We start from the raw sequence: 26,653 nt of genomic DNA on the forward strand, positions 1-26,653 counted from the left end.
TTCAAATAAAACAAAGTTGAGCTAAATTGAACCCTCGTGTCGTACCTTGCGCCTTCGCTTGTAGGCAAGGGGGACTCACGCTGCAGGTCATCGCGCGGCAAACGCGTTAATTTGACGCCAACTGGCCGTCGATATCAAGCGAGCTCGACTATGCTGTCAGAGCAACTCGCCCCCCACTCAGAGGTGAAGCCAAGGAAGGAGCCGTTATGCAATCGAGCCTTTTGCCTGTGCGGAGCGCGCCATGAACATCGACCCGGGACGGGCCAACCGTCGCATCCTGATCGTCGATGACACCGCCTCGATCCACGAGGACTTTCGCAAGATCCTCTGCGCCGAAGCAGAGGGCGAAAAGTCCCTGGACAGCCTCGAAGCAACGCTTTTCGGCACCTCCGCGCCCGTGCGCCAGGCGTTTGTGCTGGACTCGGCCTATCAGGGCCAGGAAGCCCTTGAGCTGGTGAACAGAGCCCTGGCACAGCAATCCCCCTACGCCATGGCATTTATCGATATGCGCATGCCGCCGGGCTGGGATGGCTTGCAAACCATCGAACAGCTATGGACTGTCGATCCCAAGTTGCAAATCGCGCTGTGTACCGCCTATTCCGATTACTCATTCGAGGCCATCGAAGCGCGGCTGAAGTACAACGACCAATTGCTGATCCTGAAAAAACCCTTTGATCACCTGGAAATCCGCCAGATGGCCAGTGCCCTCACCTGGAAATGGCAACTGGCCCAGGACGTCGCCCTGAAGATGATCGACCTGGAGCGCACCATCGAGGAACGGGTGCAGGAATTGCTCAAGGTTTCGCGCCTGTTGCAATACGACACCCTCACCGACCTGCCCAACAGCACATTGCTGGGGGACCGTCTGTCCCAGGCGATTGCCCTGGGTCGACGGCACGAGACCCAGCTGGCGGTGGTCTTTATCGGCCTGGACCGTTTCAAACGCGTCAACAATGCCTGGGGCTACCCGGTGGGCGATGAAGTGCTGCAACAGGTCAGCCAAAGCCTGCTGGAGGCCGTGCGGGAATCGGATTCGGTGTTCCGTTATGGTTCTGACCAGTTCGTGGTCCTGCTCAACGATGTCCAGAATCTCCAGCAAACCCAGCATATCGCGCAAAAATTTCTCAATGCCATCAGCGTGACCCGCCATGTGGCCGGGCATGACCTGAGCGTCACCGCCAGCCTGGGCATCAGTACTTACCCCAATGACAGCGGCTCGGCGGTGGAGTTGATCAAGCACGCTGAAACCGCCATGCATAACAGCAAGGAACTGGGGCCGAACGATTTCCGTTTTTACACTGAAGACATGAACCTGCGCGCGCAACGCCAACAGGGTCTGGAAAGCGCGATCCGCCAGGCATTGGAGCGTGATGAATTTGTATTGCATTACCAACCGAAGCTGGATTTGAAGTCCGGGCACATCGTTGGCGCCGAAGCATTGATCCGCTGGTTTCAGCCACGCTCCGGCTGGGTCAGCCCCGCCGAATTCATTCCGGTGGCCGAAGACTGCGGGCTGATCGTGCCCCTGACGAAATGGGTACTGCGTCGCGCTTGCGAGCAGGCTCAAGCCTGGAACGCCCTGGGCCTGAACCCGCTGAGTATCTCGGTGAATATCTCCTCGATCGACTTCCGCCAGCGCGACTTCGTTGAGAACCTGGCCGCCATTCTCAAGCAGACCGGGCTGCCCCCGGCCCAGCTGGAACTGGAGATCACGGAAAGTGTGTTGATGCAGAGCGTCGACACCACCGTCATCACGTTGAACCGGATCAAAGCCATGGGTGTCCGTCTGGCCCTGGACGACTTCGGCACGGGCTATTCCAGCCTCAGCTACCTGCGGCGCTTCCCCATCGATGTGTTGAAAATCGACCAGTCATTCATTCGCGGCCTGATTGTGAACAATCAGGATGCGCAGTTGATCAGCGCGATCATCGGCATGGGTAAAAGCCTGGATTTGAACATTATCGCCGAAGGGGTAGAGTCGCTCGAACAGCTGAAATTCCTCCAGGCCGAGCGCTGCGAGGAAGGCCAGGGTTTCCTGTTCAGCAAGGCAGTGCCTGCGCAGGAGTTCATCTTGTTGCTGCAGGCGGGCAAGACCAGCCTGATGCCCGATCATTAGTCGTTTGCAAGGAGTGCGCGATTGAAAGCAGTGTCAACCTACGGGCTTACCCTGGCGATGTGGCTGGGCATGGGCGCGCCGTTGATGGCCGCGCCGCTGGACGAAGCGCTCAAACCGCTGCCGCCGGTGCCCACCCTGGACCCGGCCAAAGTCGAGCTGGGCCGCCAACTGTTCAATGAGCCACGCCTGTCGGTGAATAACACATTGTCCTGCGCCAGTTGCCATCGCCTGGAAACCGGAGGGGCCGACAACAAGGCATTCTCCCTGGGCTTCGATGGCAAGCCGCTCGGTATCAACACGCCGACCGTGTTCAACGCCGGCCTCAACTTCAAACAGTTCTGGAATGGCCGGGTAGATACCCTGGAAGCCCAAGCCGAACACGTGGTCATCAACCCGACTGAAATGGGCAGCGACTGGAAAACCGTGGTGCAGAACCTGGCCGCCATGCCCCTCTACGCATCTGCATTTTCCAAGGCCTACCCGGATGGCATCACCGCCTCCAACGTGCAAGACGCCCTGGCGACTTATGAACGTACGCTGCTCACCCCCAACTCACGGTTTGATCAATATCTGCAGGGCAACACCGAGATTTTGACGATCCAGGAAAAGTACGGTTACCAGCGCTTCAAGGATTACGGCTGCATCGCCTGTCACCAGGGCGTGAACATCGGCGGCAATATGTTCCAGAAGTTCGGCGTGATGGGCGATTACTTCAAGGCCCGCGGCAACCCGCTCGAATCGGACCTGGGCCGTTACCTGGTGACCCAGGATGAAGAAGACCGTCACGTGTTCAAGGTGCCCAGCCTGCGCAATGTCGCGGTCACTGCGCCGTACTTCCACGACGGCTCGGCCAAGACCCTGGAGGACGCAGTGGATGTCATGTTCAAGTACCAACTGGGCCGCAACCCTTCCCAGGACGACAAAGACCTGATCATCCAGTTTCTCAAGACCCTGACCGGCCAATGGGAGGGTAAGCCACTATGACCCTGTCCCGCAGCCATACCAGCACTCTGCTGCTCACCCTGATGACCTTGTTTCTGGCCTCGACCCTGGTGTTTCTGTACCTCAAGTCATCCCGCGACCAGACCGCCACCTATACCCAGTCCCGGGACCTGATCCGGCAACTGCAGCAACTCAATGCCCAGTGGGACAGTGAAGTGCTCAAGGCCAGGATCTCCATTACCCGCAACTACGACCCGCTGGTCTCGCCTTTGCTGGAAATGACCCGGATATGGGCCGATCTGAAAAACCGCGAGTCTTACCACGACAGTGCCGACCAGGCTGGCTGGCAAGCCAGCCAGCAAGCTTACGAAGCCGCCCTCCAGGAAAAAGCTCGGCTGGTGGATCAGTTCAAATCCCACAACGCGGTGCTGCGCAATTCCCTCGCGTTCCTGCCGACCGCCGAAGACGACATCCAGGCCCAATTCAACCGCGTTGACGATGAAAGCAGGCTGCATGTACAAAGCGTGGCCACCGACACCTACGACCTGCTGCTCAGCAGCCTGGAGTTCGCCCAGGTCACCAGCGATGAGCGGGCGGCGGATATTCTGGTGGGCCTGGGCAAACTGGCAATCAACAAGGAAACCCTGCCCAGTGAGTTTCAGGCGCCAGTCGACATCCTGAGCAATCATATTGAGTTGATCCTGCGCGAGCAGCCGCTGGTCAATGGCCTGCTTGAGCACATTGCCGCGGTCCCGGTGGCCGAAAGTCTGGATAACCTGAGCACCCATCTCGACCTGGACCAGCAGGCGTCTGACCGGGTGGATCATCAGTACCATCGCTACCTGCTGATCTTCTCGACCCTGCTGGTGGTGATGCTGCTCTACCTGGCGGTGCGCCTGTTACGCAGTTTCGCCGAGGTCAACCGGGTCAACCGTGCCTTGCAGTCGGCCAACGAAACCTTGGAGCAACGCGTGGAACGGCGCACCCAACAGCTCAAGGATGCCCAGAGCGAGCTGATGGACAGCGCCCGCCAGGCCGGCATGGCCGAGATCGCCACCAACGTGCTGCATAACGTCGGCAACGTGCTCAACAGCGTGAATATCTCCGCCGACCTGGTCGCGCGCAAACTGCGCAGCAGCAAAGCCCAGGGCCTGGGCAAAGCCATGCAGTTGATCAATGAGCACCCGCACGACCTGGGCACCTTCCTGAGCGAAGACGAAAAAGGCAAGTTGCTGCCCAACTACTTGAACCAACTGGTGGACGCCATTGCCGTTGAACAGCAAGGCATGGCCGAAGAGCTGGCGCAACTGAGCAAAAGTGTCGATCACATCAAGGACATCGTTTCCACGCAGCAATCCTATGCCGGTGTCGCAACCCCACTGGAGCCGGTCCAGATCAGCACCCTGATGGAAGATGCCTTGCGCATGAACGCCGGCGCACTGAGCCGTCACCACGTCACGGTGGTCAAGGAGTTCGCGCCGGTACCGGAAGTGATGGGTGATAAACACCGGCTGCTGCTGATCATGGTCAACCTGATCAGCAACGCCAAGTACGCCATGTCCAACCTCAGCGACCGGCCACGGCAGATGACCCTCGCGGTCCGGACGCAGGGTGACGACATGCTGGAGATCAGTGTAAAAGATGAAGGCGAAGGTATACCGGCCGAAAACATGACGCGCATCTTCACCCACGGTTTCACGACTCGTAAGGAAGGCCATGGTTTCGGCCTGCACAGTTGCGCGCTGGCCGCCGTTGAGATGAACGGCCAGCTCAGTGCCCACAGCGATGGGCCAGGCCAAGGCGCTGTCTTTACCCTGAAAATCCCTCTTACCCCTGCCGGAAGCCCCGCATGAACCAGCCTCCTAACCGGCGCATCCTGTTGATTGATGACACGCCGTCGATTCACGAAGACTTCCGCAAAATCCTGATGCCGCAGGATGACTCCAACCAGGCGCTGGATGACATGGAATCAGCGTTGTTTGGCGACACGAGCAAACCCAAGACGCAGGCATTCGAGTTGCATTCGGCCTATGGCGGCGAAGAGGGCCTGGCGCTGCTGACAACGGCCATGGCCGAACAACGGCCCTACGCACTGGCCTTCGTCGACATGCGCATGCCCCAGGGCTGGGACGGGGCAAAGACCATCGAAGAACTCTGGAAAGTCGCTCCCGACCTGCAAGTGGTGGTCTGCACGGCCTATTCGGATTACTCCTGGGACACGCTGCTAGAGCGCCTGCACGCCCATGACCGTTTGCTGATCCTGAAAAAGCCCTTCGACAATATCGAAGTCCAGCAGATGGCCAATACCCTGGCCAACAAATGGGACATGGCCCGACGCGCCTCGCTGCAAACCGCCCATCTGGAACAGTTGGTGGAACAACGCACCCAGGCGCTGCAAGTGGAAATCGCCGAGCGCAAGCTCCTCGAAAGCCAGCTGGTGCAGTCCGAGAAACTCGCGTCGCTGGGGCAACTCGCAGCCGGTGTGGCGCATGAGATCAACAACCCGGTGGGTTTTATCTCCTCCAACCTCAGTACGCTCGATAGCTATTTCAACCAGCTGCAACAGATGCTGGACGCCTACCACCATGCCGAAAGCCAGCTGGCGCCGGGGGAAACGCTGGATCGGCTCAAGGCTTTACGCACCGAACTGGAGCTGGATTTTCTCAAGGAAGATGTCCCCATCCTCATCCGTGAATCCAAGGAAGGCATTGGCCGCGTGGTACAGATCGTCAAAGACCTGAAAAACTTTTCCCGGGTGGATAACGACCAGGCCTGGCAATTGGCCGACCTGCAGCACGGCATCGACTCCACGCTGAACATTGTCGCCAGCGAACTCAAATACAAGGCCGATGTGGTCAAGCATTACGCGCCCTTGCCGGAGATCGAATGCCTGGCCTCGCAACTCAACCAGGTGGTGATGAACCTGGTCATCAACGCGGCGCAGGCCATGGGGCCGGAGCGCGGCACGATCACCATCAGCAATGGGGTGGAAGGCGAAAACGTGTGGCTGGAAGTGGCGGACAACGGCTGTGGAATAGCCCCGGAAACCGTGCAGAAGATTTTCGATCCGTTCTTCACCACCAAGCCGGTGGGCGAAGGCACCGGGTTGGGACTGTCACTGTCCTACGGCATCGTCAAGAAACACCGGGGCGATATTTCCGTCAGCAGCGAAGTGGGCAAGGGGACGAAGTTTCGCGTGGTGCTGCCGATCCGGCAAACGGCGGCATAGAACGCGCCAAGATAACGGCGCTTCTCCTGACTGACGGGCATCAGGGCCTGCTATTTGATGCCCAGCGGTTGCTCCAGCAAGGAGATCGCTCGTAAGCTTCAAGGCTCTGTAAACCGTGAAAGTCCATAAGAAATACCCGTACAGCAGGCTGGGGAGCCAATCCCAGTCGCAGCTGTCGTCGATTTTTCTTCAGGCGCAAAACGCCTGGCCGATGAGTCCGAACCCAAGGAACCCCGTATGAGCCTGTCGTTACTAAGCCGTTACGCCTTCTTTGCCGTGTGCGTCATTTTCACCCTCGCCAGCCTCCCCTTTATCGAACACGAATGGTTGTGGCCGATTACCGTGATCACCGGCCTATTGAGCCTGATCGGTATTTTCGACCTGCTGCAAAGCCCCCACGCCGTGCGCCGCAACTACCCGATCCTGGGCAATATCCGTTATCTGGTGGAAACCATCCGCCCGGAAATACGCCAGTACCTGCTGGAGTCCGACAGCGACGCCCTGCCCTTCTCCCGGGCCCAGCGTTCGCTGGTGTACTCGCGCGCCAAGAACGAAACCGCCGACAAACCCTTCGGCACGCTGATCGATGTGTACCAGTCGGGCTTTGAATTCATCGGCCACTCCATGCGCCCGGCTCCGCTGAGCGACCCCAGCACCTTCCGCGTGATGGTCGGCGGCCCTCAGTGCACGCAGCCTTACTCGGCGTCGGTGTTCAATATCTCGGCGATGAGTTTCGGCTCCCTGAGCGCCAACGCGATCCGCGCCCTCAACCAGGGCGCCAAGCTCGGCAACTTCGCCCATGACACCGGTGAAGGCAGCATCAGCCCCTATCACCGTGAGAACGGCGGCGACCTGACCTGGGAACTGGGCAGCGGCTACTTTGGCTGCCGCACCAGCGACGGCCGCTTCGACCCGGAACGCTTCGCCCTGCAGGCGCAGAACCCGCAAGTGCGCATGATCGAAATCAAGATGAGCCAGGGCGCCAAGCCCGGCCATGGTGGGATCCTGCCCAAGCACAAGGTGACCAAAGAAATTGCCGAGACACGCGGCATCATGATGGGCGAGGACTGCGTCTCCCCCTCGCGCCACAGCGCATTCTCCACCCCCATCGAAATGATGCACTTCATCGCCCAACTGCGTGAGCTCTCCGGGGGCAAACCCGTGGGCTTCAAGTTCTGCCTCGGCCACCCGTGGGAATTCATGGGCATTGCCAAGGCCATGCTGGAAACCGGCATTCTCCCGGACTTCATCGTGGTCGACGGCAAGGAAGGCGGCACCGGCGCCGCGCCCGTGGAATTCACCGACCATATCGGCGTGCCGCTGCGTGAAGGCCTGTTGTTCGTGCATAACACCCTGGTGGGCCTGAACCTGCGCGACAAGATCAAGCTCGGTGCCAGCGGCAAGATCGTCAGCGCATTCGACATCGCAAGCGTGCTGGCCATCGGCGCCGATTGGGCCAACTCGGCGCGGGGCTTCATGTTCGCGATTGGCTGCATCCAGTCGCAAAGCTGCCACACCAACAAATGCCCGACCGGAGTCGCCACCCAAGACCCGCTGCGCCAACGGGCACTGGTGGTGCCGGACAAGGCCCAGCGCGTATTCAACTTCCACCGCAGCACGCTCAAGGCACTGGCGGAAATGCTCGCGGCAGCGGGTCTCGAACACCCGTCGCAACTGTCGGCCAAACACCTGGTGCGACGCATGTCAGCGACAGAGATCAAGCTGTTCTCACAACTGCATGTGTTTCTCAAGCCTGGTGAGCTGCTGACGGGTGAGGTCAACGGCGAGTTCTATTCACGCATGTGGCAGATGGCGCGGGCGGACAGTTTTGAGCCCAATGAGGTCGAGGCTGCGTGATATCCCCAAGGCCTGCCCGACATCGGGCAGGCTTTACATTCAGTAATAACCCGCTTTTGCAATCACTTACAAATCCCGCCACCCTGCGCCCGCCCGACGTGCGGCGTACGACAACACGCGCGTTCGCCTGTCTTCATTAAACCTATTGTTCAAGAGCCAGCCGCCATGCTGAACGGACGCGACCCGCGCATCGATTTTTTTCGGGGCCTGGCGTTGATCTTCATTTTCTGGGATCACGTCCCCCACAACCCACTCGGCCAGATCACCTTGCGCAACATCGGTTTCAGCGATGCGGCGGAGGTGTTTGTGTTCCTCGCCGGCTACGCCGCCGTATTGGCCTACGGCAAGATCCTGCAACGTGATGGCTATTGGTTCGCCTCGCTGAAAATCCTGCGCCGAGCCTGGGTGCTGTACGTGGTGCATATTTTCTTATTGGCCATGCTGATGGGCATCGTGTTCTTCGCCAACAGCCATGTGGAGACCCGCGACCTGGTCCAGGAGATGGGCCTGACGCACTTCATCACCCATCCGCAACAGGCGCTGACCGACGAGCTGCTGCTGCGCTTCAAGCCCAACCTGATGGACCCGTTGCCGCTCTACATCGTGCTGCTGACCGGCCTGCCGCTGGTATTGCCGTTGATGCTGCGCCGGACTTGGGCCGTGGTGGCGCTGTCCGCCACAGTGTACCTGCTGGCGCCCTGGATGGGCTGGAACCTGCGGGCGATTGCAGATGGCGTGTGGTATTTCAACCCGGTGACCTGGCAATTCCTGTTTGTACTGGGCGGCGCGGCAGCGATCTACAGCCAGAGGCTTGAGCCCACTCAACCGCGACCGTTGTTGCAGCAACCCGTGTTTTTGCTGGCGGCGCTCTACGTGCTACTGGCCGGGGTTCTGACGTTGTCCTGGCGCTGGCCTGAGGTACACGACGCCTGGGTGCCCACCGCCCTCAGCGACCTGATCTACCCCATCAGCAAGACCGACCTGTCACCTGTGCGCCTGGTGCATTTCCTGGCCCTGGCCTACGTGACCGCCAAGTTGCTCCCGACCACCGGCTGGACGCGCAACTGGCCGGCCGAACAGGTGTGCCGCATGGGCCGTTACTCGCTCGAAGTGTTTTGTCTCGGTGTGTTGCTCGCGCCGTTGGCAGACATGCTTAACGCGCTCATGGGCGACACCCTGCTCATGCAATTACTCACCGCCATCACCGGCATGCTGCTGATGGGAGGCCTGGCCGCCTGGATGGAATTCAACAAACGCCTGGACCAGCGGCCATTCGTCCACACGCTCGCACGGTAGCCGCGCCAATCGCCCCGTGCCGTTCACGCAAGCTATATAGGTAGCGCCAGCGAACGGTACGGGGATGCTTCCATTTGCCCTCCACTTAACAGTGAAAGGAAATGGTCGATGCCTACCCATCCACCGCTCAATGAATTGTCGGGCGAGCTGCAAACCAGCGAATCCTGGGCTCGCCAAGAGACTCTGGAAATGCTCCGCGAAACCTTCGCACGCTCCATGAGCAGCCTGAGCCATGAGCAACAACGCGACTACGTCAAGCTGCAACGCGAAGCCCACAAGGCCCTGCTGGCCGTGGACGCGCAAAACGCTAAGCTGATCAGCGACTTCAAGGCCAGCGGCTTGGCCCAATTACGCAGCCGCATCGGCGGCCAGGACCCCGAAAAGGCCTACCTGCACACCCGCTACCTGGAAGAGTTGCAAGCCCCCCTGCCCTGGGAACCGCGCACCAGTGCCATGAACGATGGGCGAGGCGCACGCCGGTTTCGCCGGGCCTACGATACGTGGAAATACCGTGCCCACCATTCCAGCCTGTCGTTGTGGGATGCGGCCTGTCTCAACTTCGACTTCACCACCAGTCATTCGCCCAAGGCGGGGCAAACCTTTGTCGATGCATCGTCGCTCAGTGGCGTGGACGACCCGGATCTGACCGTCGAAAAATTCATCCAGATCAGCCGCGACCTCGACCTCGGCGGCCAACTGCAAACCACCCTTAACGACGCCCTGCGCAAAGGCGGAAAACTTCAGACTCTGCTGCTGGCCAGTGCGCGTGCCAGCCTGGCGTTCGAAGCCCTGGAGGCGTATCGCAACCGGGCCAGTACCGGCGTGACCCGTGAGCTCTACGATAAGCTCAGCCAGGCCATCGACGGCAGCGGCCCCGCGCTTGAATTCGAGACGTTCAGCATACGCACCGGCAAAACCATTGCAGTGCCCTTGCTGATGATCCGAGTGGCCAGCCTGGGCGTCGTCTCCTACTTTCCGTTCCGCCCCGACGGTGCCTTGCGCTATCACGTAGACGCCAACAGCGCCAACCAGACATTTGTGCAGCAACTCAAGGACAGCCACCGCAAGGGCGACCTGGGCTGGTTTGCAAGACAACTGCCCACCCCCGAACTGCGCGGGTTCCAGAAGTTACTCAAGGATGAACCGCGCCCGCCTGGCCTGAACCCGTTGGCGGGGTTCCTGTATGACACCTTTCATCGTCTGTTCCCCGAACGTACTCTCGACAGCCTGCGTTTTAGCGCCGACCCCAGGCAAAACCGCAAACACACCCTGGTCGAAGCCCTGACCCAGCGCCAGGTGAAACGCTACCGGGCCAACCTTTCAACCCTCGCCACCGCCCGTTCGGAGCGCGACCTGCAAGCGGTGATCGACGGTGCAGCGGCGATCGCCGATGAAATTCTGCAACTGCTGCTGACACCCGTGCCAGGTGGCGTCAGCGGGTTGAACCGAGTCATGCAGGCGGTAGTGTTCGGTAGCCTTGGCTACAGCCTGATCACCGGCATCAACGAAGCGGCCAAAGGCGAAGCCAGTCAGTTCGCGGCGGCGCTGAGCGATGTGGCCGACCTCGCGGTCAACGGCTTGTTGATCACCACCGCCGGGCGTGTGCACCGGCAACGCCTGGAGCAGTTGATCCAGCGATTGGGCCAACCACGCAAAGTCCTGCGCAGCGACAATACCTATGAACTGTGGACTCCGGATATCCGCCCTTACGCCGTGCCGGACCAGAACCAGCTCGACGGCCAGCGCATCAACCCACAAGGCACCTACGCGATCAAGGGTCACCAATACGCCTGGCTCGAGCAAAACGGGCAACGGCAGGTGGTGGAGGTCGACTACGACGCCCGGGCCATGCGCTGGAAAATCAAGCACGGCGATGGCAACGCCTACGCCCCGACGATTGTCTTCGAGCCGGCGCAACAGGTCTGGGTGCTGGACCTGCAAGATGCCCATACCCTCTCGGACCGCCAACTGACCGAGCGCATGCTGCCCAACGGCACCCATGCGCTCACCGATGCCGATATGCACACGCTGCTGCGCAGTACGGCCACCACGCGCGCCATTCTGGACCGCGTGTGGTCGGGCAGCCCTGCCCCCATCACCCTGACTGAAGGGGTACGTCGCCTGCAGGCGGACCAGTTGATCAACCAACTGGTCAACCACTTTCACCGGCGCGGACATTGGCCGCCGCATGCCGACAGCCTGGTACTGAGCCTGTTGACTCAACTGCCGGATTGGCCGGCGCAGGTGCTGATCGACGTGTACGACCCGTACGGCACGCCGCTCGAAAGCTACGCCAAAAGCGACCCACCGCCGGCCACACCACAGCGCATTACCCTCACGCGCCGCGATGACGGCACCTACAGCGCCATGGGCGACACCGGCAGCGGCGCCGTGACCCAGGAACCCTTGTTTGAATTGATCCTGCGTGCGCAACCCGCCGCCTCGGTGCTGGGCAAAGAAGGCAGCCCCAACCTCACCGAAGCCCAGCGCATCGCCCGGATACGCCTGCAGATCAGTGGACTGGCGCGAGCGCGGCGAATCGACCTGTTCAGCGCCCTGACACGCTACTCAGGCTTTGCCCGCCATGAAATCGCAGCCACCGATACCGCCAGGGTGTTTGTGCCGGTCAGGGCCGCGCCGGCGCGGGTGGAAGTCACCCCGGTGTTGAAAAAACTGCGTAGCCTGTACCGCCCCTTGAGCTCGGCCAACCTTGATCAACTGCTGCGCGACCAGCGCTTCAGCAGCACCGAGCGGGCGCAGTTCCTGCAGGATGGCACGCTGCCCCATGTGCTGCGTGAACACCTGGAAAACCATCGCACGGCCCTGCGCATCGACGCCGTGATCGATGGTTTGTATCACGCCAGGGCTTTTGATGCGGACACCGATCTATGGGCACGGGAGTTTGCCTCCAGCCTGATCCGCAACACCCTCAAGCGGCACTTCGTAATCACCGAGATCGACGACAAACCGTATGCCAACAGTGGCCCGGATGACACCACCGTGGAGTTGCGGCACCACGGCGACGGCCATTACCAGGCCTATGACATGCGCAATGCGGGCCTGATCCCGGTATCGCCGAGCGTCGACAGCTTCTACCTGGCCATCGGCTCAGTGCTGCAACCCCACGAACGGCTGAAACTGGGCATGACCTCAGACACCGATGCCCAGGGTTTGCGCAACACCCTTGGCGACCTGATGAGCGCCCAACGCAGCCCCGAAGGCTACATCACCCTGCTCGATCAGTCGTTGGGCCAGTACGCGCAAAGCGTGGTGCTGCCCGCCAACCTGTTACCCGACGCCCTGGGCCTTTACGAACTCGACGGGCAACAACTGCTGCCCCTGTATGGCTCGTTGTACCCGGTGACCTATGACCACAACCGGCTCAAATGGCGGCTCAAGCACCCGCAAAAAGTCGGTGTCGACACGCCCCGCCTGGAGCACAATCGCCGCGGCGCGTGGCGGTTTTCCAGCGAAAACCCACTGTCCTGGGACGACCACCACCTGCTCTATCGCCTCGGCAGCGAGGACTTCAACGTCGACCAAGCCACCGCGCAACACATCCTCAAGCTCACCGACACCCCGTCGCGGGCCTTGCGTGAAGTGCACAGCGCCGGCCTGGCTCCCCCTCCGTTGCTGACCGATACCAGCAAGCGCTTTCGCATCGAGCGCGAGATCCTGCACTTCATCCGCGCCATGACCACCTACACGGCCAGCCGCAGTGCACGGGCTTCGCTGCAATTGCTGTTGGTCAGCGCCTTGCCCGGATGGCCGCGCAGCCATGCCTTGGAAGTGGTCGACAGCCACGGCAAGGTGCTCGGACAGTACCCGAGCCAACTCAACCCCGACGCCGAGAAGATCCGCATCAGCGAGACCGACAGCCACGGCCCCGAGCCGCTGAAAAATATCGTATTGAACACCGCCTTGATCGAGGCACTGCTCGGCGAACTGCCCGCGACCCAGCAGGAGCGGTTGTTCAAACTGGCGAAGAAAATCGCCGAGCATGCTCATCAGGAACGCGCTCAGCTCTTCGATATCCTCTACCGCCAGAGCGAACAGCGCGGCACGCGCCTGGAAAAGCGCTTGCAGAACCATCATCCGGCACTGCCCATCAGCGCGGCCAAGGCGATTCTGGAGCATGCCAGCCGCCAGGAACTCAAGCAGTTGCACGATCACGACGAGGTCGGCCTGCGCCTGGCAGAACAGGCGCGTCTGACCGCCCATGATGTGCGCCTGAACCGCGCCTTCGAAGGTTTGTACCTCACGACCCTGGCCAACCCCGACAGCGCAAAGATCATCCTGCATTTGCTCAAGAGCGTCCCCGGCTGGCCGGCGGCCCTGCGCCTGGATATCCACGCAGGTACGCCTAAAGGGCGCTTGCTGGAGCACGCCGGGATCCTCGACGGCAATGATCGTCGGGTTCTGGTGAGGATGGACAACGGCTATCGGGCCTACGACGGCATGGGCCAGGCGCTGGGAGAAACCACCGACCTGCTCAGGGGCGTCGCCGACCTGCTGTCCGAAACTGAGCGCCAAGCCCTGGGCATTGACGACAGCGGTGATTTGACCCCATTGCGGCACCGCCTCGCTGACCTCGCGCTGGGCCAGCGCGTGGCGATCAAGGCCCTGCTCGATCTGCCGCATATTCCGTACTGGCTGCAGCCGCCGATGGCGGTCAACAGTTCATTCACGGCCTACCCGTTTACCTTGAGCGACCTATGGCCGTTCCACGCACGCCAGCCGGTGGATCTGGTCAGCAAGGTGCGCGAGATCTACCCCAGTTTCAGCGTGGCCAAGGCCAACGCCCTGATTGATGCACTGGGCATGAGCGAACCCGCCGCGTTACTCGAACTGGAGCGGCGCAAGGCCGAATACCAGGCTTTGGATTACGGCCTCACCCGCTGGGCGGAGTCGCCCCACGCCAACGATGACCCCGCCACCGACCCCTTGGGCATGAACCTCGGCCAGCGGCGCTACCTGGCCGAACAGATCCGCAGCGCCTGGCGTCAGGAAACCCGGGTACTGTATGCCGACGGCCTGCTCGACGTGCACGTGCTCAAGCTGCAACTGGGCGACAACGACTTGCCCGACGCCGATTTTCTCCTGGGCACCCAGGGCTTTGCGCATATCGATTACCTGCATATCGCCGGCGATACCTTCTCGGCCACCGGTAATGCGTTTCTGAGCAAGTTCGCCAACCTCAAGTATCTGAAAATCGACTGCATGCTCACGGAGCTGCCCGCCAGCATCACCGCCATGACCCAGTTGGAACAGCTGTTCCTGGCGGACAACGACATCGTACTGACCGACGAATCCCGGCAACGCCTGGCCACCCTGACCCGCCTGGAAGAACTGCACCTGGATAACAACCCATTGGGCCTGCCACCGGATATCAGCAGCATGCCGAGGCTGACGGTTCTGTCACTGCGCAATACCGGCCTCACTCAATGGCCAATAGGTGCCGAAACCCGCGACGACCTGGGTGCGTTGATGCTTCAGGAAAACCGTATTACCACGCTTCCCGACGCGTTGTTCAACACCAGCATGGCCCGCACCAATCGCAATACGGTGTTGCACGACAACCCCTTGGACGCCGACACGCTAGAGCGGATAAACGACTACTACGCCCAGACCGGCGTCAGGCTGGGCGGCCCCTTGCCGGGCATCCAGCATCAACAGAACGTGCCGGCCGACTTGAATGATTGGCTTACCGGCATCCCTGCTGCCGAACACGCGGCCTGCAAAAAGCTGTGGGACCTATTGAAGAGCAACGAGGACGCGAGCTCCGATGACGCATTTCGCGTACTGAAGGACCTGACCAAGTCTTATGCCTATGTAAAGAACGAAACCTCGAAAAAAGCCCTGACCCAACGGGTGTGGCACCTGCTGAACGCCATGGGCGATTCCACCGAGTTACGTAACGACGTATTCCTCAACACCTACCTGGCAGGCACCTGTGGTGATGGGGCGATCCTGGCCTTTATCGATATGGAAATCCGCCACCTGCGCTACGTGGCCAAGGCGCAATCGAACATCGCCATAGCCGAACGCGAGCTGCTGGCCTTGGCGCAAAGCCTGTTCTACCTGCGCACACTCGACCAGTTCGCCGAGGACCATCTGAAATCACTGCGCGAGGCCCAGGTCGATCCTGACGATGCCGAGGTGAAGCTGTATTTGCGCATGAGCCTGGCAAAGGAGTTCAACCTGCCGGTGCATCAGGAAGAGCTGTTGTATTCGGCACGGGAGTGGGTCAAGTCCAGGGATATTGCCAATGCCCGGCAGAAGCTGCGGGACATCAGCAAGACCGACGCGCCGCAAACCTCTTTGTTGCAGGAAGACTTCTGGCTCGAATACCTGGCCCGCAGCTACCCGGAGCCTTTCAGCACCATTGACACCATCACCCGGCACCAGGTGAATGCGTTGAACCAGGCAGTGACGGACAAACGCTCAGACACCTACCTGGACCGGCGCCAGTCGATTACCGACCAGGAAACTGCCGAACGTGAACGCCTGATCCGTCAATTGACCCAGGCAGCACAACTGGCCAACCAGAGACGCAGCTAACGCCAGGGGAGCGAACTCGCTCCCCCCGCACTAAACAGAGCGTGGTACTCCCTCACCCGCGTCGGTCGGCTGCAACTTGAAGGCATAGAACACAAACGTCAGCAGCACCAGGAACACCGGCCCCACATACAGCGCCACGCGGGTGTCCGGGAAGTACGCCATCAACCCCACGACCAACACCAGGAAGGCCAGCGCCAGGTACGAACTGACCGGGTACAACCACATGCGGTATTTCAACCCGGCCTGTTCGGCAGCGCTCAAGCTTTTACGGAATTTAAGCTGGGCCAGCAGGATCATCAGCCAGGTCCAGATCGCACCGAAGGTGGCGATGGAGGTGACCCAGACAAAGACTTTCTCCGGCACCAGATAGTTGAGCAACACCCCCAGCAACAGTGCAAAGATCGACAACAGCAGGGCGCGACGCGGCACACCGTTGTTCGAGGTCTTGGCGAAGGTTGCCGGGGCCTGGCCATTCTGCGCCAGGCTGTAAAGCATGCGCCCGGTGCTGAAGATGCCGCCGTTGCACGACGACAGGGCCGCGGTGATCACCACAAAATTGATGATGCCGGCGGCGGTCTTGATCCCCAGGCGCTCGAAGGTCATCACAAACGGGCTGCCTTGGGTACCGATCGCATTCCACGGGTAGATCGACAGAATCACAAACAGCGCCCCCACATAGAACAGCAGGATGCGCCAGAACACCGAGCCGATTGCGCTGGGGATGGTCTTCTGCGGGTTCTTCGCTTCACCGGCGGTCAGGCCGATCATCTCCACGCCCAGGTAGGCGAACATGACCATTTGCAAGGACATCAGGACGCCCTGCACGCCATTGGGCATGAAACCGCCGTGGGCCCACAGGTTGGAAATACCCAGCGCCACGCCATCGTTGCCGAAACCGAACGCAATGATGCCAACGCCGCCGATGACCATCGCAATGATCGTGACGATCTTGATCAGGGCAAACCAGAACTCGAACTCACCGAACGCCTTGACCGCGATCAGATTGATGGTGCCCATGCTGATCAGCGCCGCCAAGGCCCAGATCCAGCGCGGCGTATCGGGGAACCACACGCCCATGTACACCGCGACCGCCGTGATTTCCGCGACACAGGTCACCAGCCACAGGAACCAGTAGTTCCAGCCGGTCAGGAAGCCCGCCAGCGGGCCCAGATAATCCTGTGCATAACGGCTGAACGAACCGGCGACAGGGTTGTGCACGGCCATCTCGCCGAGCGCACGCATGATCACCAGGATCGCCAGGCCGCCGATGATGTACGACAGCATGATCGCCGGACCGGCCATTTCAATGGCCTTGGCCGAACCCAGGAACAGACCGACGCCGATGCAGGCGCCGAGTGCCATCAAGCGAATATGTCGCTCACCGAGTTCGCGTTTGAGCGGGCCGCCTTGAGCGGTCTCGCCATGGGGCAGGGGGTTGCCGACTGGCATAGGGATACAACCTCATCTTGTTATTGGATAGCCCGTCGCGTTTCACACGCCGTTGCCGGTGAGGCCAGGCGGAAATCGAAACCGGGGCCGTCTCATGAACAGCCCCGCCTTGCAGGGCAAGACGATGGGCCGTGCAGTATAAAAAGCCTCGACCAGTGCCTTTCACTGTAAAAGCCAGTCAATTTAGTGGAAGCGCCCACAATAATGCAATTTCACAGGCGCATATGACCTATACCCGGCGACTAATCGCCGCAGCTGCAGTCGTTCACTCAAGGGCGGATTCAGAAGCTTCCCACGCAAAAAACACAATTTCCTCACATCAAGCCCACACCGTCTAAGCTTCAAACAAGTCCGATCAATCTGCGTGAATGGATCAATCGACTATGGGCGCACTGTGGCAAACCGAATCGACCAAGGCTGCGAAATTACAAGGCAGTTCGGAACCAGCGCCTTTACCCCAAAATAAACCCAGGCCCCGCTACGGGCGCCGGCTGTTCTGGCTGATCGTGCTGATGGCGCTGCTGGCCCTGGGCTTTGCCGCCGCCAGAGAGATGCGCACTTCACGCCTGCAAGCCGAGCAACTGAGCAGGCTGGCCAACCAACTGACCTACCGGTTGGCCGACGGTCCCAGTGATGCCATCGTGTACCCAGGCCCCGGACCGTTTGATCGACGCCTGGGCTACAGCGATCTCGACGACTTCCTGGCCCGCTTGCTCAAACGCGGTTACGTCGTGCAATCCCAGACGCGCTTCTCCGCCCAATTGATGGATTACACCCGCCAGGGACTGTTCGTGCCCTATGCGGAAAAAATCCAGGCCGGTTTGTCGCTCACCGATTGCCAAGCGCTGCCGCTGTACCAATACACCTACCCGCAACAGCTCTACGCCAGCTTCGCCGGCATTCCGCCGCTGGTGGTCAACAGCCTGCTGTTTATCGAAAACCGTGACCTGCTCGACCCCGCCGCCCCACAGGCCAACCCCGCCGTCGACTGGCCGCGCTTTGCCAAGGCGGCCTGGTCGCAAGTGGCCAAGACCCTGCACCTGCCAGGCCAGAGTGCCGGCGGCAGTACCCTGGCGACCCAGTTGGAAAAGTACCGCCACTCCCCGGATGGCCTGACCCTTTCCGGCGCGGAGAAACTGCGGCAGATGTTTTCCGCCGGCGTACGGGCTTACCAGGCGGGGCCGGACACCGCGATCGCACGGCAGAATATCGTGCGCGACTACCTCAACAGCGTGCCGCTGTCGGCCGTGCCGGGGCACGGTGAGGTGCACGGCCTGGCCGAAGGTTTGCGGGTGTGGTTCGGCGCCGATTTCAACCAGGTCAACCAGGCGCTGGTGGGCAATGACCTGCGAGCCAAAGCGCTGGCCTTGCGCGAGGTGCTGGCGTTGATCATCGCCCAGCGCCGCCCTTCACATTACCTGGTCAAGGGGCGTGACGAACTGGCGCAACTCACCGACAGCCATCTGCGATTGCTGGCCCAGAACGGCGTGATCGATGCGCCCTTGCTCAACGCGGCCCTTGGCGCCCCGCTCAGCTATCGCGACTGGGTGCAACAACCCACGGTGCAACCGATTGAAACCAACAAGGGCATCAGCGTCGCACGCAGCCGGGTTGCCGCGTTGCTCAATCGCCCGCTGTACGACCTCGACCGCCTGGACCTGTCGGCGACCAGTACCTTGCAAGGCACCCTGCAGACCCAGGTCAGCGATTACCTCAAGCACTTGGCCGACCCTGACTATGCGCGCCAGCTCGGCCTGCTCGGCGAACGCCTGCTGACCGCCGCCAGCACGCCTCAAGTCCGCTACAGCTTTACCCTGTTCGAGCTGACCCCGGACGGTTCGCGGGTCAGGGTACAGACCGATAACACCGACCAACCGTTTGATATCAATGAAGGCAGCAAGCTGGAGTTGGGCTCCACGGCCAAGCTGCGGGTGCTCACCACCTACTTGCAAATCATCAGTGAGCTGCACGACCAATACGCGGCGCAATCGCCCGCCGCGTTGAAAAAAGTGCCGATCAACGATCAGGACCGCCTCAGCCGGTGGGCCATCGACTACCTGATCCAGACCCCGGACAAAAGCCTGGAAAAAATGCTCGACGCCGCCCTTGACCGCACCTACTCGGCCAACCCGGCAGAAGGTTTTTTCACCGGGGGCGGCCTGCATCACTTCCATAACTTTCGCAGCCAGGACAATGGCCGCAGCCCCACCCTGCGCGACGCCTTGCGCGAATCGATCAACCTGCCGTTCATTCGCCTGATGCGCGATATCGTGCGCTACACCACCTACGCAGGCCCCAACAACAGCGCGCAGTTGCTCAAGGACGACAACGACCCTCGGCGCCAGGAATACCTGGCCAGATTCGCCGACCGCGAAGGCACCGCGTTCCTGCTCAGGTTCTGGAAGAAGTACCAGAAAAAAGACACCCAGGCCCGCCTCGATACGTTCCTCGACAGTGTCCGTGCGACGCCGATCCGCCTGGCGGCTGTGCATCGTTACTTGCTGCCCGACGCGAGCCAGGAAAGCTTCAACCGCTTCGTGCGCTCGCACCTGGCCGGCAGCAAGGACGTCGGCAAGCTCAGTGACGAGCGCCTGGCCAAGCTCTATCAAGACTACCGTCCCGGCAGCTATGACTTGCCTGACCAAGGCTTCATCGCCAAGGTCCATCCGCTGGACCTGTGGCTGCTCGGCTACCTGCTCAACCATCCCGACGCGACATTCGGCGAGGCCGTGAAAGCCAGCCAGTTCGAGCGCCAGGAAGTCTACAGCTGGCTGTTCAAGAGCCGTCATCAAAGCGCACGCGACAGCCGTATTCGCACCATGCTGGAGATCGAGGCGTTTCTCGATATCCATCAGCGCTGGCAGGCGGTCGGCTATCCCTTCGATCACCTGGTGCCCTCCCTGGCAACCGCCATTGGCAGCTCCGGTGACCGACCTGCGGCGCTGGCGGAACTGATGGGCATCATCCTCAACGACGGTGTGCGTTCCAAAGTGCTGCGCATCGACAGCCTGCACTTTGGCGCCGACACGCCCTATGAAACCCGCCTGATCAACGACCCCGCGCCCGGCAAGCGGGTCATGCCGGTGGCGGTGGCGCAAGCCCTGCGCGGCGCGTTGTCCCAGGTGGTGGATGCGGGGACGGCAAAACGCGTCTCCGGCAGTTTCAAACTGGCCGACGGCACCCCGCTGGCCATGGGCGGCAAGACCGGTACCGGCGACAACCGCATCGAAGCCATCGGCGCCGGCGGCCGGGTGATCAGCTCCAAGTCGATCAACCGCACCGCGACCTTTGTGTTCTACCTGGGCGATAGCCATTTCGGCACGCTGACCGCCTTCGTTCCTGGCCGCTCGGCGGAACACTTCACCTTCACCTCGGCCTTGCCGGTGCAAGTGCTCAAAGGCATGGCGCCGATCCTGATGCCGTACCTGCAACCGGGTAGCCATACCCAATGCGTGCCGGCCGCGGAAAACCGCCAGGCTAATGGCGAAGCCGGCGCAAGGGCATGGGGCTCGGCAAGCGCCTACAACCCCGAGTCCCACACCACGGTGGCCGTGCCTGAGTAGGCGCTGCCCCCCCCGTGATCGAGCATCTGCGACACGCTGTCCGCCTTGATCTCAAAGTGCAGGGTGCTGGGCTTGCGGTCGATGTACCGGGTCGGCTGGAACAACTGGGTGCCCACACCGTCCAGGCGCAAGGGCAGCCGGTTGACCGGTCGCCCGACGCTGTCGTTCAACCCGACGGGCAAGGTGACGGCGACGTCCAGCGGGACTTGATCGCCGGCGGCGTTGCGCATACTGCAGGTATTGCCCATGGGCTCGCCGCATTCCAGGGTCATCTTGAATGGCGAGCTGGCCCACAGGTTGACAGTCTGGTCGCGGAACAGGCGCGTGGGTTTGCGTCCGTTCTTCAACCACGCCTGCCAGCCCTCCTGGGGTTCGAGTTGCACGCGGTTGCCACCCGGCGGCACCTCGACCTTGAGGTGGTGATCGACGTTCAGGGTAAAGTTGAAAGTCAGTTGGTTGTCGTTGGGCTGCATGATGTCACCGAAATCGAAATCCGCCCGGGGGCCTACGCTGTAGGTGATGCTGCCGGTGTACACACCGCTGTCCATGGTCAGCGGGTTCGGAGTGCTGAGTTCGTAGGAGTACTCGAAAACCGGATAGCGGATGTCCGGGATATCCTTGACCGCAGCCATGTCGCAGGCACCGACGTTGAGCGGTGTGATCCAGGACCACAAGAAAAACGTATTGTTACCCGTGCCATAGTTGGTCCCCAGACAAGGTGCAGGGGCATATTTCCAGCCAATGGCGCCCCTGGCCCAGACCGTTTGGCCCACACCTCCATACAAATCGAAACGACCACCGATACCGGCGATGCGCATCCTCACCGTTTCCGACGCGCCTGTGACTGCATGACTGACGATCACATCGCGCCACTCGCTGGGCACCTTGAACATCGCGCCTTTGCGTACGTCGGTATGGCCGCCCTGGATCGGTACGCTGGATGAGAAGCTCAGGTCGCTGGTGCGGATGCTGAAAATCCCCAGAGCCTTGCAGCGCTCAGGGATGTGCCAGGGGCAGATCCCGCTCTCGGGTGTGGTGTTGACGAAACGGTTGAGCAAGGGGTTGGACGGATCCGGGCGAAATACCGCCGTGATGTCCTGGGTCAGAGCCTGCGCGGCCAGCGGTAACAGCAACGCCAGCGCACACACGGCGCGGATAATCAACTTCATCAAAGAAACCTCATGAGCCCGGCGCAGTGGCGTCGAACACCACCCGCACCGTGCCGTAGTAATTGCCGGGAAGGTAGTCGTCGGCGGGTTTGATCGCGACGATTTCCAGCGGGACGCGCGTGCCGGGCTTGGCATCAAGGGTGGACACCACTTCGCTGCGGTCCAGGCTCAACGCCTGCCGGTTGAAACTCACGCGCAGATCGATACGGTCGCTGCCGTTGTACAGAAACGGCTGTTCCTCAAGCCGCGCGCCGATGGCACCGCCGGTGTTTTTTACATCGAACAGCGCGCGCAACGGGCTCAACTGCGACGACACCGGGTTGTAGTCCAGGCGTTGTTCACGGTGGAACAACTGCGGGTCGACCGGCAGCACATAAAAGTCCGGCGTGGGGATCTCGACAAACACTTCGAAGGTCTCCCGCTCGAGCGCCGCCCGGCTATGGGTGGCGGTCAGCAGGCCGACGATGGAGACAGCGGCGCAGGTCAGTAACTTGAGCATTTTTTACCTCGGCACGGGATCAACCCTTGATCTCGATGGTTTTCTTCGCGGCGCCTTCGATCAGGTTGAAGCGGTATTCGCGCCCCGCTTCCTTTTCGAAGCTGAAACTGCGACCGGCCATGATGTGGTGCTTGACGGTGGGCCGGCAGTCACGCGGGTCGTCGACCCGGCAGTCCTTGAATTCATCCACCACCACGACGCTGTTACCGTTGTTGCGCAGGGCATAGCGCCTGGCGGCGTTATCAGCCTGGGTGTCGAAACGCGTGTTTTTCGGGCGCACGAAAAACACCGTGCCGTAGCCTGCGAGCACCCGCACACCGGCGGCGAGGTTGTCTTTGTATTCGGCGCGCTCTTCATCGGTAAGGGCGAATTCATCTTCGCTCTGTGGCACGACGGGCACGAAGCGCACGCGGAAATACCGCTCCTTGTCGCGGTTGCCCATGAACAGCAAGCGCGTGCCCTGGGTACCGTTGGCCGGCACGATCAGGCGCGCCGGGCTGGCCATCAGGCCGTCGCGGGCGGTGCCGCCGGCATGGTCCTGCAACGGCACTTCCCGGTAGCTGCCATCGGCGGCGTAGATCATCTCGAGAATGTTGACCTTGACGAAAGCCGTGGAGGTGCCGCCGTTGAACACGCGCTTCATATAGGTACTTTTTTCCGCATCCAGGTAGTCGTAGACCACCCCGACATTGATCTGCGGGCCGGCGTGGCTGCTCAGCGAAAACAGCGTGGCGCCTAACAGCATGCAAAAACGTTTCATTGCTTGAACCTCAACGGATAAAGGGTTTCAACCGGCGGTTTGCGTGCCATGCACCACATCGGCCAGGGTGTCCGGCGTACAGCTGAGGTCGCCGATCATCAGCACGTCGCCTTCGCGGCGGGCGGTGCCTGGGTCCACGCGGAACTGGCAGAGCAATTGATTGGCAAAGCTCACTTGCAGGGTGGGTGTACCGGTGTGCATCTCCAGGGAGAAGAACCCGTCCACTTCGCTGACCCCACGGCTCGCGTGGTTGATCACGTGGTGGCCCTTGAGCGGATTGCCCTGGGCATCGAGCAACCGTCCGAGCACGGTGACGGTTTGCATCACACTGATCTTGCGATAGTCCACCCCCCCCTTGTTCAGGTGGTAGTTGCTGCGCGCCGGCTGGATAGCGGCGGCCGGTGGGTGGTTGCCTTCGAAGTCAAAACTCAGGGTGCTGCTCTTATAAGCCGTGATCGGCACATAGTTGCGCCCGGGGCGCAAGGTGGCGCTGCCACCGGCCAGGTCATCGGCGCGCAGGGTGATGTCGTCGAGGTCGGTCTCGACATCCACGATCATCCCGGCCCCTCCGGTGTGGTACTGGCTGCTGAGCACCATGTTTTGCGCGCCTACGGCGACGGTGCTATTGAGGTTCAGGCCGCCGCTGAGCTTGTCGTTGAACGAGGAGCGCTGCAAGAATGCGTCGCCGTAGAGCGCTTCGGTCTGGAAGCTGCTGCGACCGGACAAGCCGACGCCATAGGTATCCGCCGTCGCCGTGGCCGAGACGCCCTGCAGGAAGTGATCATCCAGACTGCGCTGGTAGGTCAGCGAGCCATTGTTGTCGCGGCCGCCATCGCGCGCAGTGCGTGTGCCGAGGCTGGCCGACCATTGCTCGCCTGGTCCCCCAAGGGCGAGGCTGACGCTGATGTCGACACCCCGGTTGCGCTTGTCGCCAGTACTGGCCGTGGCCGGGCGATCGAACACCGAAACACGCCAACTGGCATCGCTGCCCAACACCGTACCGCGCTGGTTCCAGCCCAGGTCCAGGCCGAGACCTTCGATGTTGCCCTGGCTGTAGGAGAGCCGGGAGTTGATCGAACTCTTGTTGCTCAGGCGATGGTTGATCGACAACGACGAATTGCTGGCCTGCCCGACGAAGGTGCTGCGCGGCCGCACACGCGTGCCATCGGGCAAGGTTTCATAGGTGCGGCGCGTGTCGAGCCAGCTGCGGTTGTGGCTGGCCACGAGGCTGCCATGGCCGTAGCTGTACAGGCCCTGGATATCCAGGCCGGTGCCGTGATCCTGGGTCTGGTAGACATTGGCATATACGCTGGTGGCGTTGGCCAGGGTCCAGTCGACCGACACGCCATTTTGCAGCTTCTCGCGCACCTTGCGCGTCGACAAACCCAGGATGACCCGGGGATGGGCCAGGTAGTTGGCGCTGGCACCATAGGTCATGAAGCCGCTGGCCTGTTCGTCCCAGTTGCTCAGCAGTTTGCTCTCGCGCCCGAGGAAGCTGCTGTAACGCCAGCGCTCGTCGGCGTTGCGCCAGTTGTTGGGTTTGTAGACCAGTTCCTGGGTGGTGGAGGTGGTGCGGCCGTCTTCGACCAGGCGCACTTCCACCTCGTAGATACCGCCGGGGAGTGGCCGAGTGTCGAGGGTCTGCAACCCGGCTGCCACGGCCTGGCTGTTAAGCAGCAAGCCGTTGCGGTAGATCTCTACCGAGGCCTGGCGGCTGGCGGTGACATAGATCGGGTACACGCTGGGCTTGGGGTTGTTGATCAGCAGGCTGTCGGAGCTGCCATACATCACGCCCACGGCGGTGTCGGGGTTGGCGCCGAACGCGCGTATCTGTCGGGTCAGACCGTCGGAGCCTGGGGTGAAATAACCCAGGCGCAGGAATTGGCCTTGCAGTTCGCGCTGGCTAAAAAGCTCGTGTACAGCGTGGTAAAGAGTGGTGTCGGTGCCGCCGAGGCGTGACAACTGCAGGTTCAACGCCTGGGTCCAGTTGCCGATGCTGGAGCTGGCTTCCAGGCCATAGCGCCCACCGAGTTGCTCCTCGGCGCCACCGTTGAGGTTGAGTTGATTATTCAGGATCAGGCCCACGCTGCCTGTTTCAGGCTGATCGTAATACCGTTTGACTTCGGCATTACGCTCGACGTTTTCGGTGAGGATCGAGACCAACGAATTTTCAATACTGTAGTGCACCGCCAACAATTGCGACGGGCAACTTCGCTCACAACTTCCCAGGGGCATGCCCTGTTGCAGGAGTTGTTGCCAATTATCGCGTTCACCGGCTGAAAACTGACTGTCGGCAACATCGCTGAACGCCAGTAACGTGATGCGATCATCCCGCCCCAGCACGATCATCGCCTCGCCGAGAAACTGTTGATCGAGTTCGACGCGCACGGCCAGCGGCACATCGAAGAAGTGTTGTTCGAAATCACTGGGCAACTCCTTGGATTGCGACAACAGGCTGCGCGGCGTGGTGCCAGGCGCTGAGGGCGCTGCCAGTGCGCTGGCGCACAGCGATAGCGCCAGGGCGCCCGCGATAGGCGTCATCGGAAACATGAACGGAATACTCACTTTTACGGACAGCCGAAGCTGTCAAACGGGGCGGCGGCCAGGACAGGCCACCGCCCCTTCATCAACGCCTGGCGCTCAACCAGGCGCTCCACGACACGGCGGCGTTACAGTGCCGGCGCGCGCGGCACAGCGTCGAAGATCACGGTGTAGTTGGCGGTGTACAGGCCGTTCTGGTTGTCCGCCGGTTTGGCCGGAGTAATCACCAGGTCAGCCTGGGTGCCTGGGGTGGATTGCGGGTCATCCACCACTTCTTGCGGTGAGGCGGTCAGCACGACGCCGTTGAAGGTGTTGGTCAGCGCAATACTGTTGCTGCCGTTGTACAGCGCGGCTGCCGTAGGGCCACCTTCAATGTAGGCGTGCACGGAGCCATCGGTATGTTTGACGCTGAAGGTTGCACGTAGCGAGCTCAGCTCACCGCTGACGGGGTTGTAGCTCATGACTTCGTCTTTACCGAAGTTGGGATCCAGCGGCTGGGCGTGGAACTGCTTGGTGGGAATGTCCGCCTTGATCTGGATGGAAGTGCGCGCATCATCCGCGGCAAACGCCAGGGACGAACCCAGTACAGCGGCAACCAGTGGCGAGGCAATGGCGATTTTTTTCAACATGACTGAATACCTGTTTTCTAACTTAAAGGAGTTGGCGTTACA

The 26,653-nt window shown here is 61.2% G+C and carries 14 protein-coding genes and 1 pseudogene; 9 read left to right on the forward strand and 6 right to left on the reverse strand.

Annotated features, from left to right (window positions below; translation table 11 throughout):
• Positions 1–241 precede the first annotated feature (241 nt).
• From DK870_RS05240 to DK870_RS05275, 8 genes and pseudogenes are all read left to right on the forward strand, one after another.
• The gene (locus tag DK870_RS05240; RefSeq protein ID WP_161548180.1) at positions 242–2,116 is read left to right on the forward strand and encodes a bifunctional diguanylate cyclase/phosphodiesterase; all 1,875 of its coding nucleotides are present in this window, start codon (positions 242–244) and stop codon (positions 2,114–2,116) included.
• A gap of 57 nt (positions 2,117–2,173) precedes the next feature.
• Complete coding sequence (locus DK870_RS05245) at positions 2,174–3,100, forward strand: cytochrome-c peroxidase (RefSeq protein ID WP_161548350.1); 927 nt, start codon at positions 2,174–2,176, stop codon at positions 3,098–3,100.
• Positions 3,097–4,911 (forward strand): DAHL domain-containing protein, encoded by a 1,815-nt coding sequence (locus tag DK870_RS05250; protein ID WP_161548181.1) that lies wholly within the window; start codon positions 3,097–3,099, stop codon positions 4,909–4,911. The genes DK870_RS05245 and DK870_RS05250 overlap by 4 nt, the downstream gene beginning before the upstream one ends.
• Positions 4,908–6,287: an ATP-binding protein gene (locus DK870_RS05255; protein WP_161548182.1), complete on the forward strand. Its 1,380-nt coding sequence runs from the start codon at positions 4,908–4,910 to the stop codon at positions 6,285–6,287. The genes DK870_RS05250 and DK870_RS05255 overlap by 4 nt, the downstream gene beginning before the upstream one ends.
• 54 nt (positions 6,288–6,341) lie before the next feature.
• Positions 6,342–6,528: pseudogene (locus DK870_RS05260) on the forward strand (LuxR C-terminal-related transcriptional regulator); the annotation flags it as partial.
• Positions 6,525–8,144, forward strand: coding sequence for an FMN-binding glutamate synthase family protein (locus DK870_RS05265; protein WP_161548183.1), 1,620 nt, complete (start codon positions 6,525–6,527; stop codon positions 8,142–8,144). The pseudogene DK870_RS05260 and the gene DK870_RS05265, both read left to right, overlap by 4 nt.
• 165 nt (positions 8,145–8,309) lie before the next feature.
• Positions 8,310–9,440, forward strand: a complete 1,131-nt coding sequence (locus tag DK870_RS05270) for an OpgC family protein (RefSeq protein ID WP_161548184.1) — start codon at positions 8,310–8,312, stop codon at positions 9,438–9,440.
• A 108-nt stretch (positions 9,441–9,548) separates the two neighbouring features.
• A complete protein-coding gene (locus DK870_RS05275) occupies positions 9,549–16,001 on the forward strand; it encodes an NEL-type E3 ubiquitin ligase domain-containing protein (RefSeq protein ID WP_161548185.1) in 6,453 nt (2,150 codons plus the stop codon).
• A 30-nt stretch (positions 16,002–16,031) separates the two neighbouring features.
• Here DK870_RS05275 and DK870_RS05280 read toward each other — a convergent pair whose 3' ends face one another.
• Positions 16,032–17,450, reverse strand: a complete 1,419-nt coding sequence (locus DK870_RS05280; protein ID WP_161548186.1) for an amino acid permease — start codon at positions 17,448–17,450, stop codon at positions 16,032–16,034.
• Positions 17,451–17,833: 383 nt separating this feature from the next.
• Between DK870_RS05280 and DK870_RS05285 the strand changes: the two genes are divergently transcribed.
• On the forward strand, positions 17,834–21,013 hold the full coding sequence (locus DK870_RS05285) for a transglycosylase domain-containing protein (RefSeq protein WP_161548187.1): 3,180 nt from the start codon (positions 17,834–17,836) through the stop codon (positions 21,011–21,013).
• Here DK870_RS05285 and DK870_RS05290 read toward each other — a convergent pair.
• The 5 genes from DK870_RS05290 to DK870_RS05310 form a co-directional block, all read right to left on the reverse strand.
• Positions 20,971–22,182 carry a hypothetical protein gene (locus DK870_RS05290; protein ID WP_161548188.1) on the reverse strand — a complete coding sequence of 404 codons (1,212 nt, stop codon included), beginning with the start codon at positions 22,180–22,182 and terminating at the stop codon, positions 20,971–20,973. The two genes, DK870_RS05285 and DK870_RS05290, sit on opposite strands and share 43 nt — an antisense overlap.
• A 10-nt stretch (positions 22,183–22,192) precedes the next feature.
• Positions 22,193–22,681, reverse strand: coding sequence for a CS1 type fimbrial major subunit (locus DK870_RS05295; RefSeq protein ID WP_161548189.1), 489 nt, complete (start codon positions 22,679–22,681; stop codon positions 22,193–22,195).
• 19 nt (positions 22,682–22,700) lie between these two features.
• Complete coding sequence (locus DK870_RS05300; RefSeq protein ID WP_161548190.1) at positions 22,701–23,441, reverse strand: molecular chaperone; 741 nt, start codon at positions 23,439–23,441, stop codon at positions 22,701–22,703.
• Positions 23,442–23,468: 27 nt separating this feature from the next.
• Positions 23,469–25,991, reverse strand: a complete 2,523-nt coding sequence (locus DK870_RS05305; protein ID WP_161548191.1) for a TcfC E-set like domain-containing protein — start codon at positions 25,989–25,991, stop codon at positions 23,469–23,471.
• Positions 25,992–26,110: 119 nt separating this feature from the next.
• Complete coding sequence (locus tag DK870_RS05310) at positions 26,111–26,611, reverse strand: CS1 type fimbrial major subunit (RefSeq protein WP_060754462.1); 501 nt, start codon at positions 26,609–26,611, stop codon at positions 26,111–26,113.
• Positions 26,612–26,653 lie beyond the last annotated feature (42 nt).

Origin of the sequence: Pseudomonas sp. Q1 (assembly GCF_009935975.1) — a bacterium.
Classification (GTDB): Bacteria; Pseudomonadota; Gammaproteobacteria; order Pseudomonadales; family Pseudomonadaceae; genus Aquipseudomonas; species Aquipseudomonas palleroniana.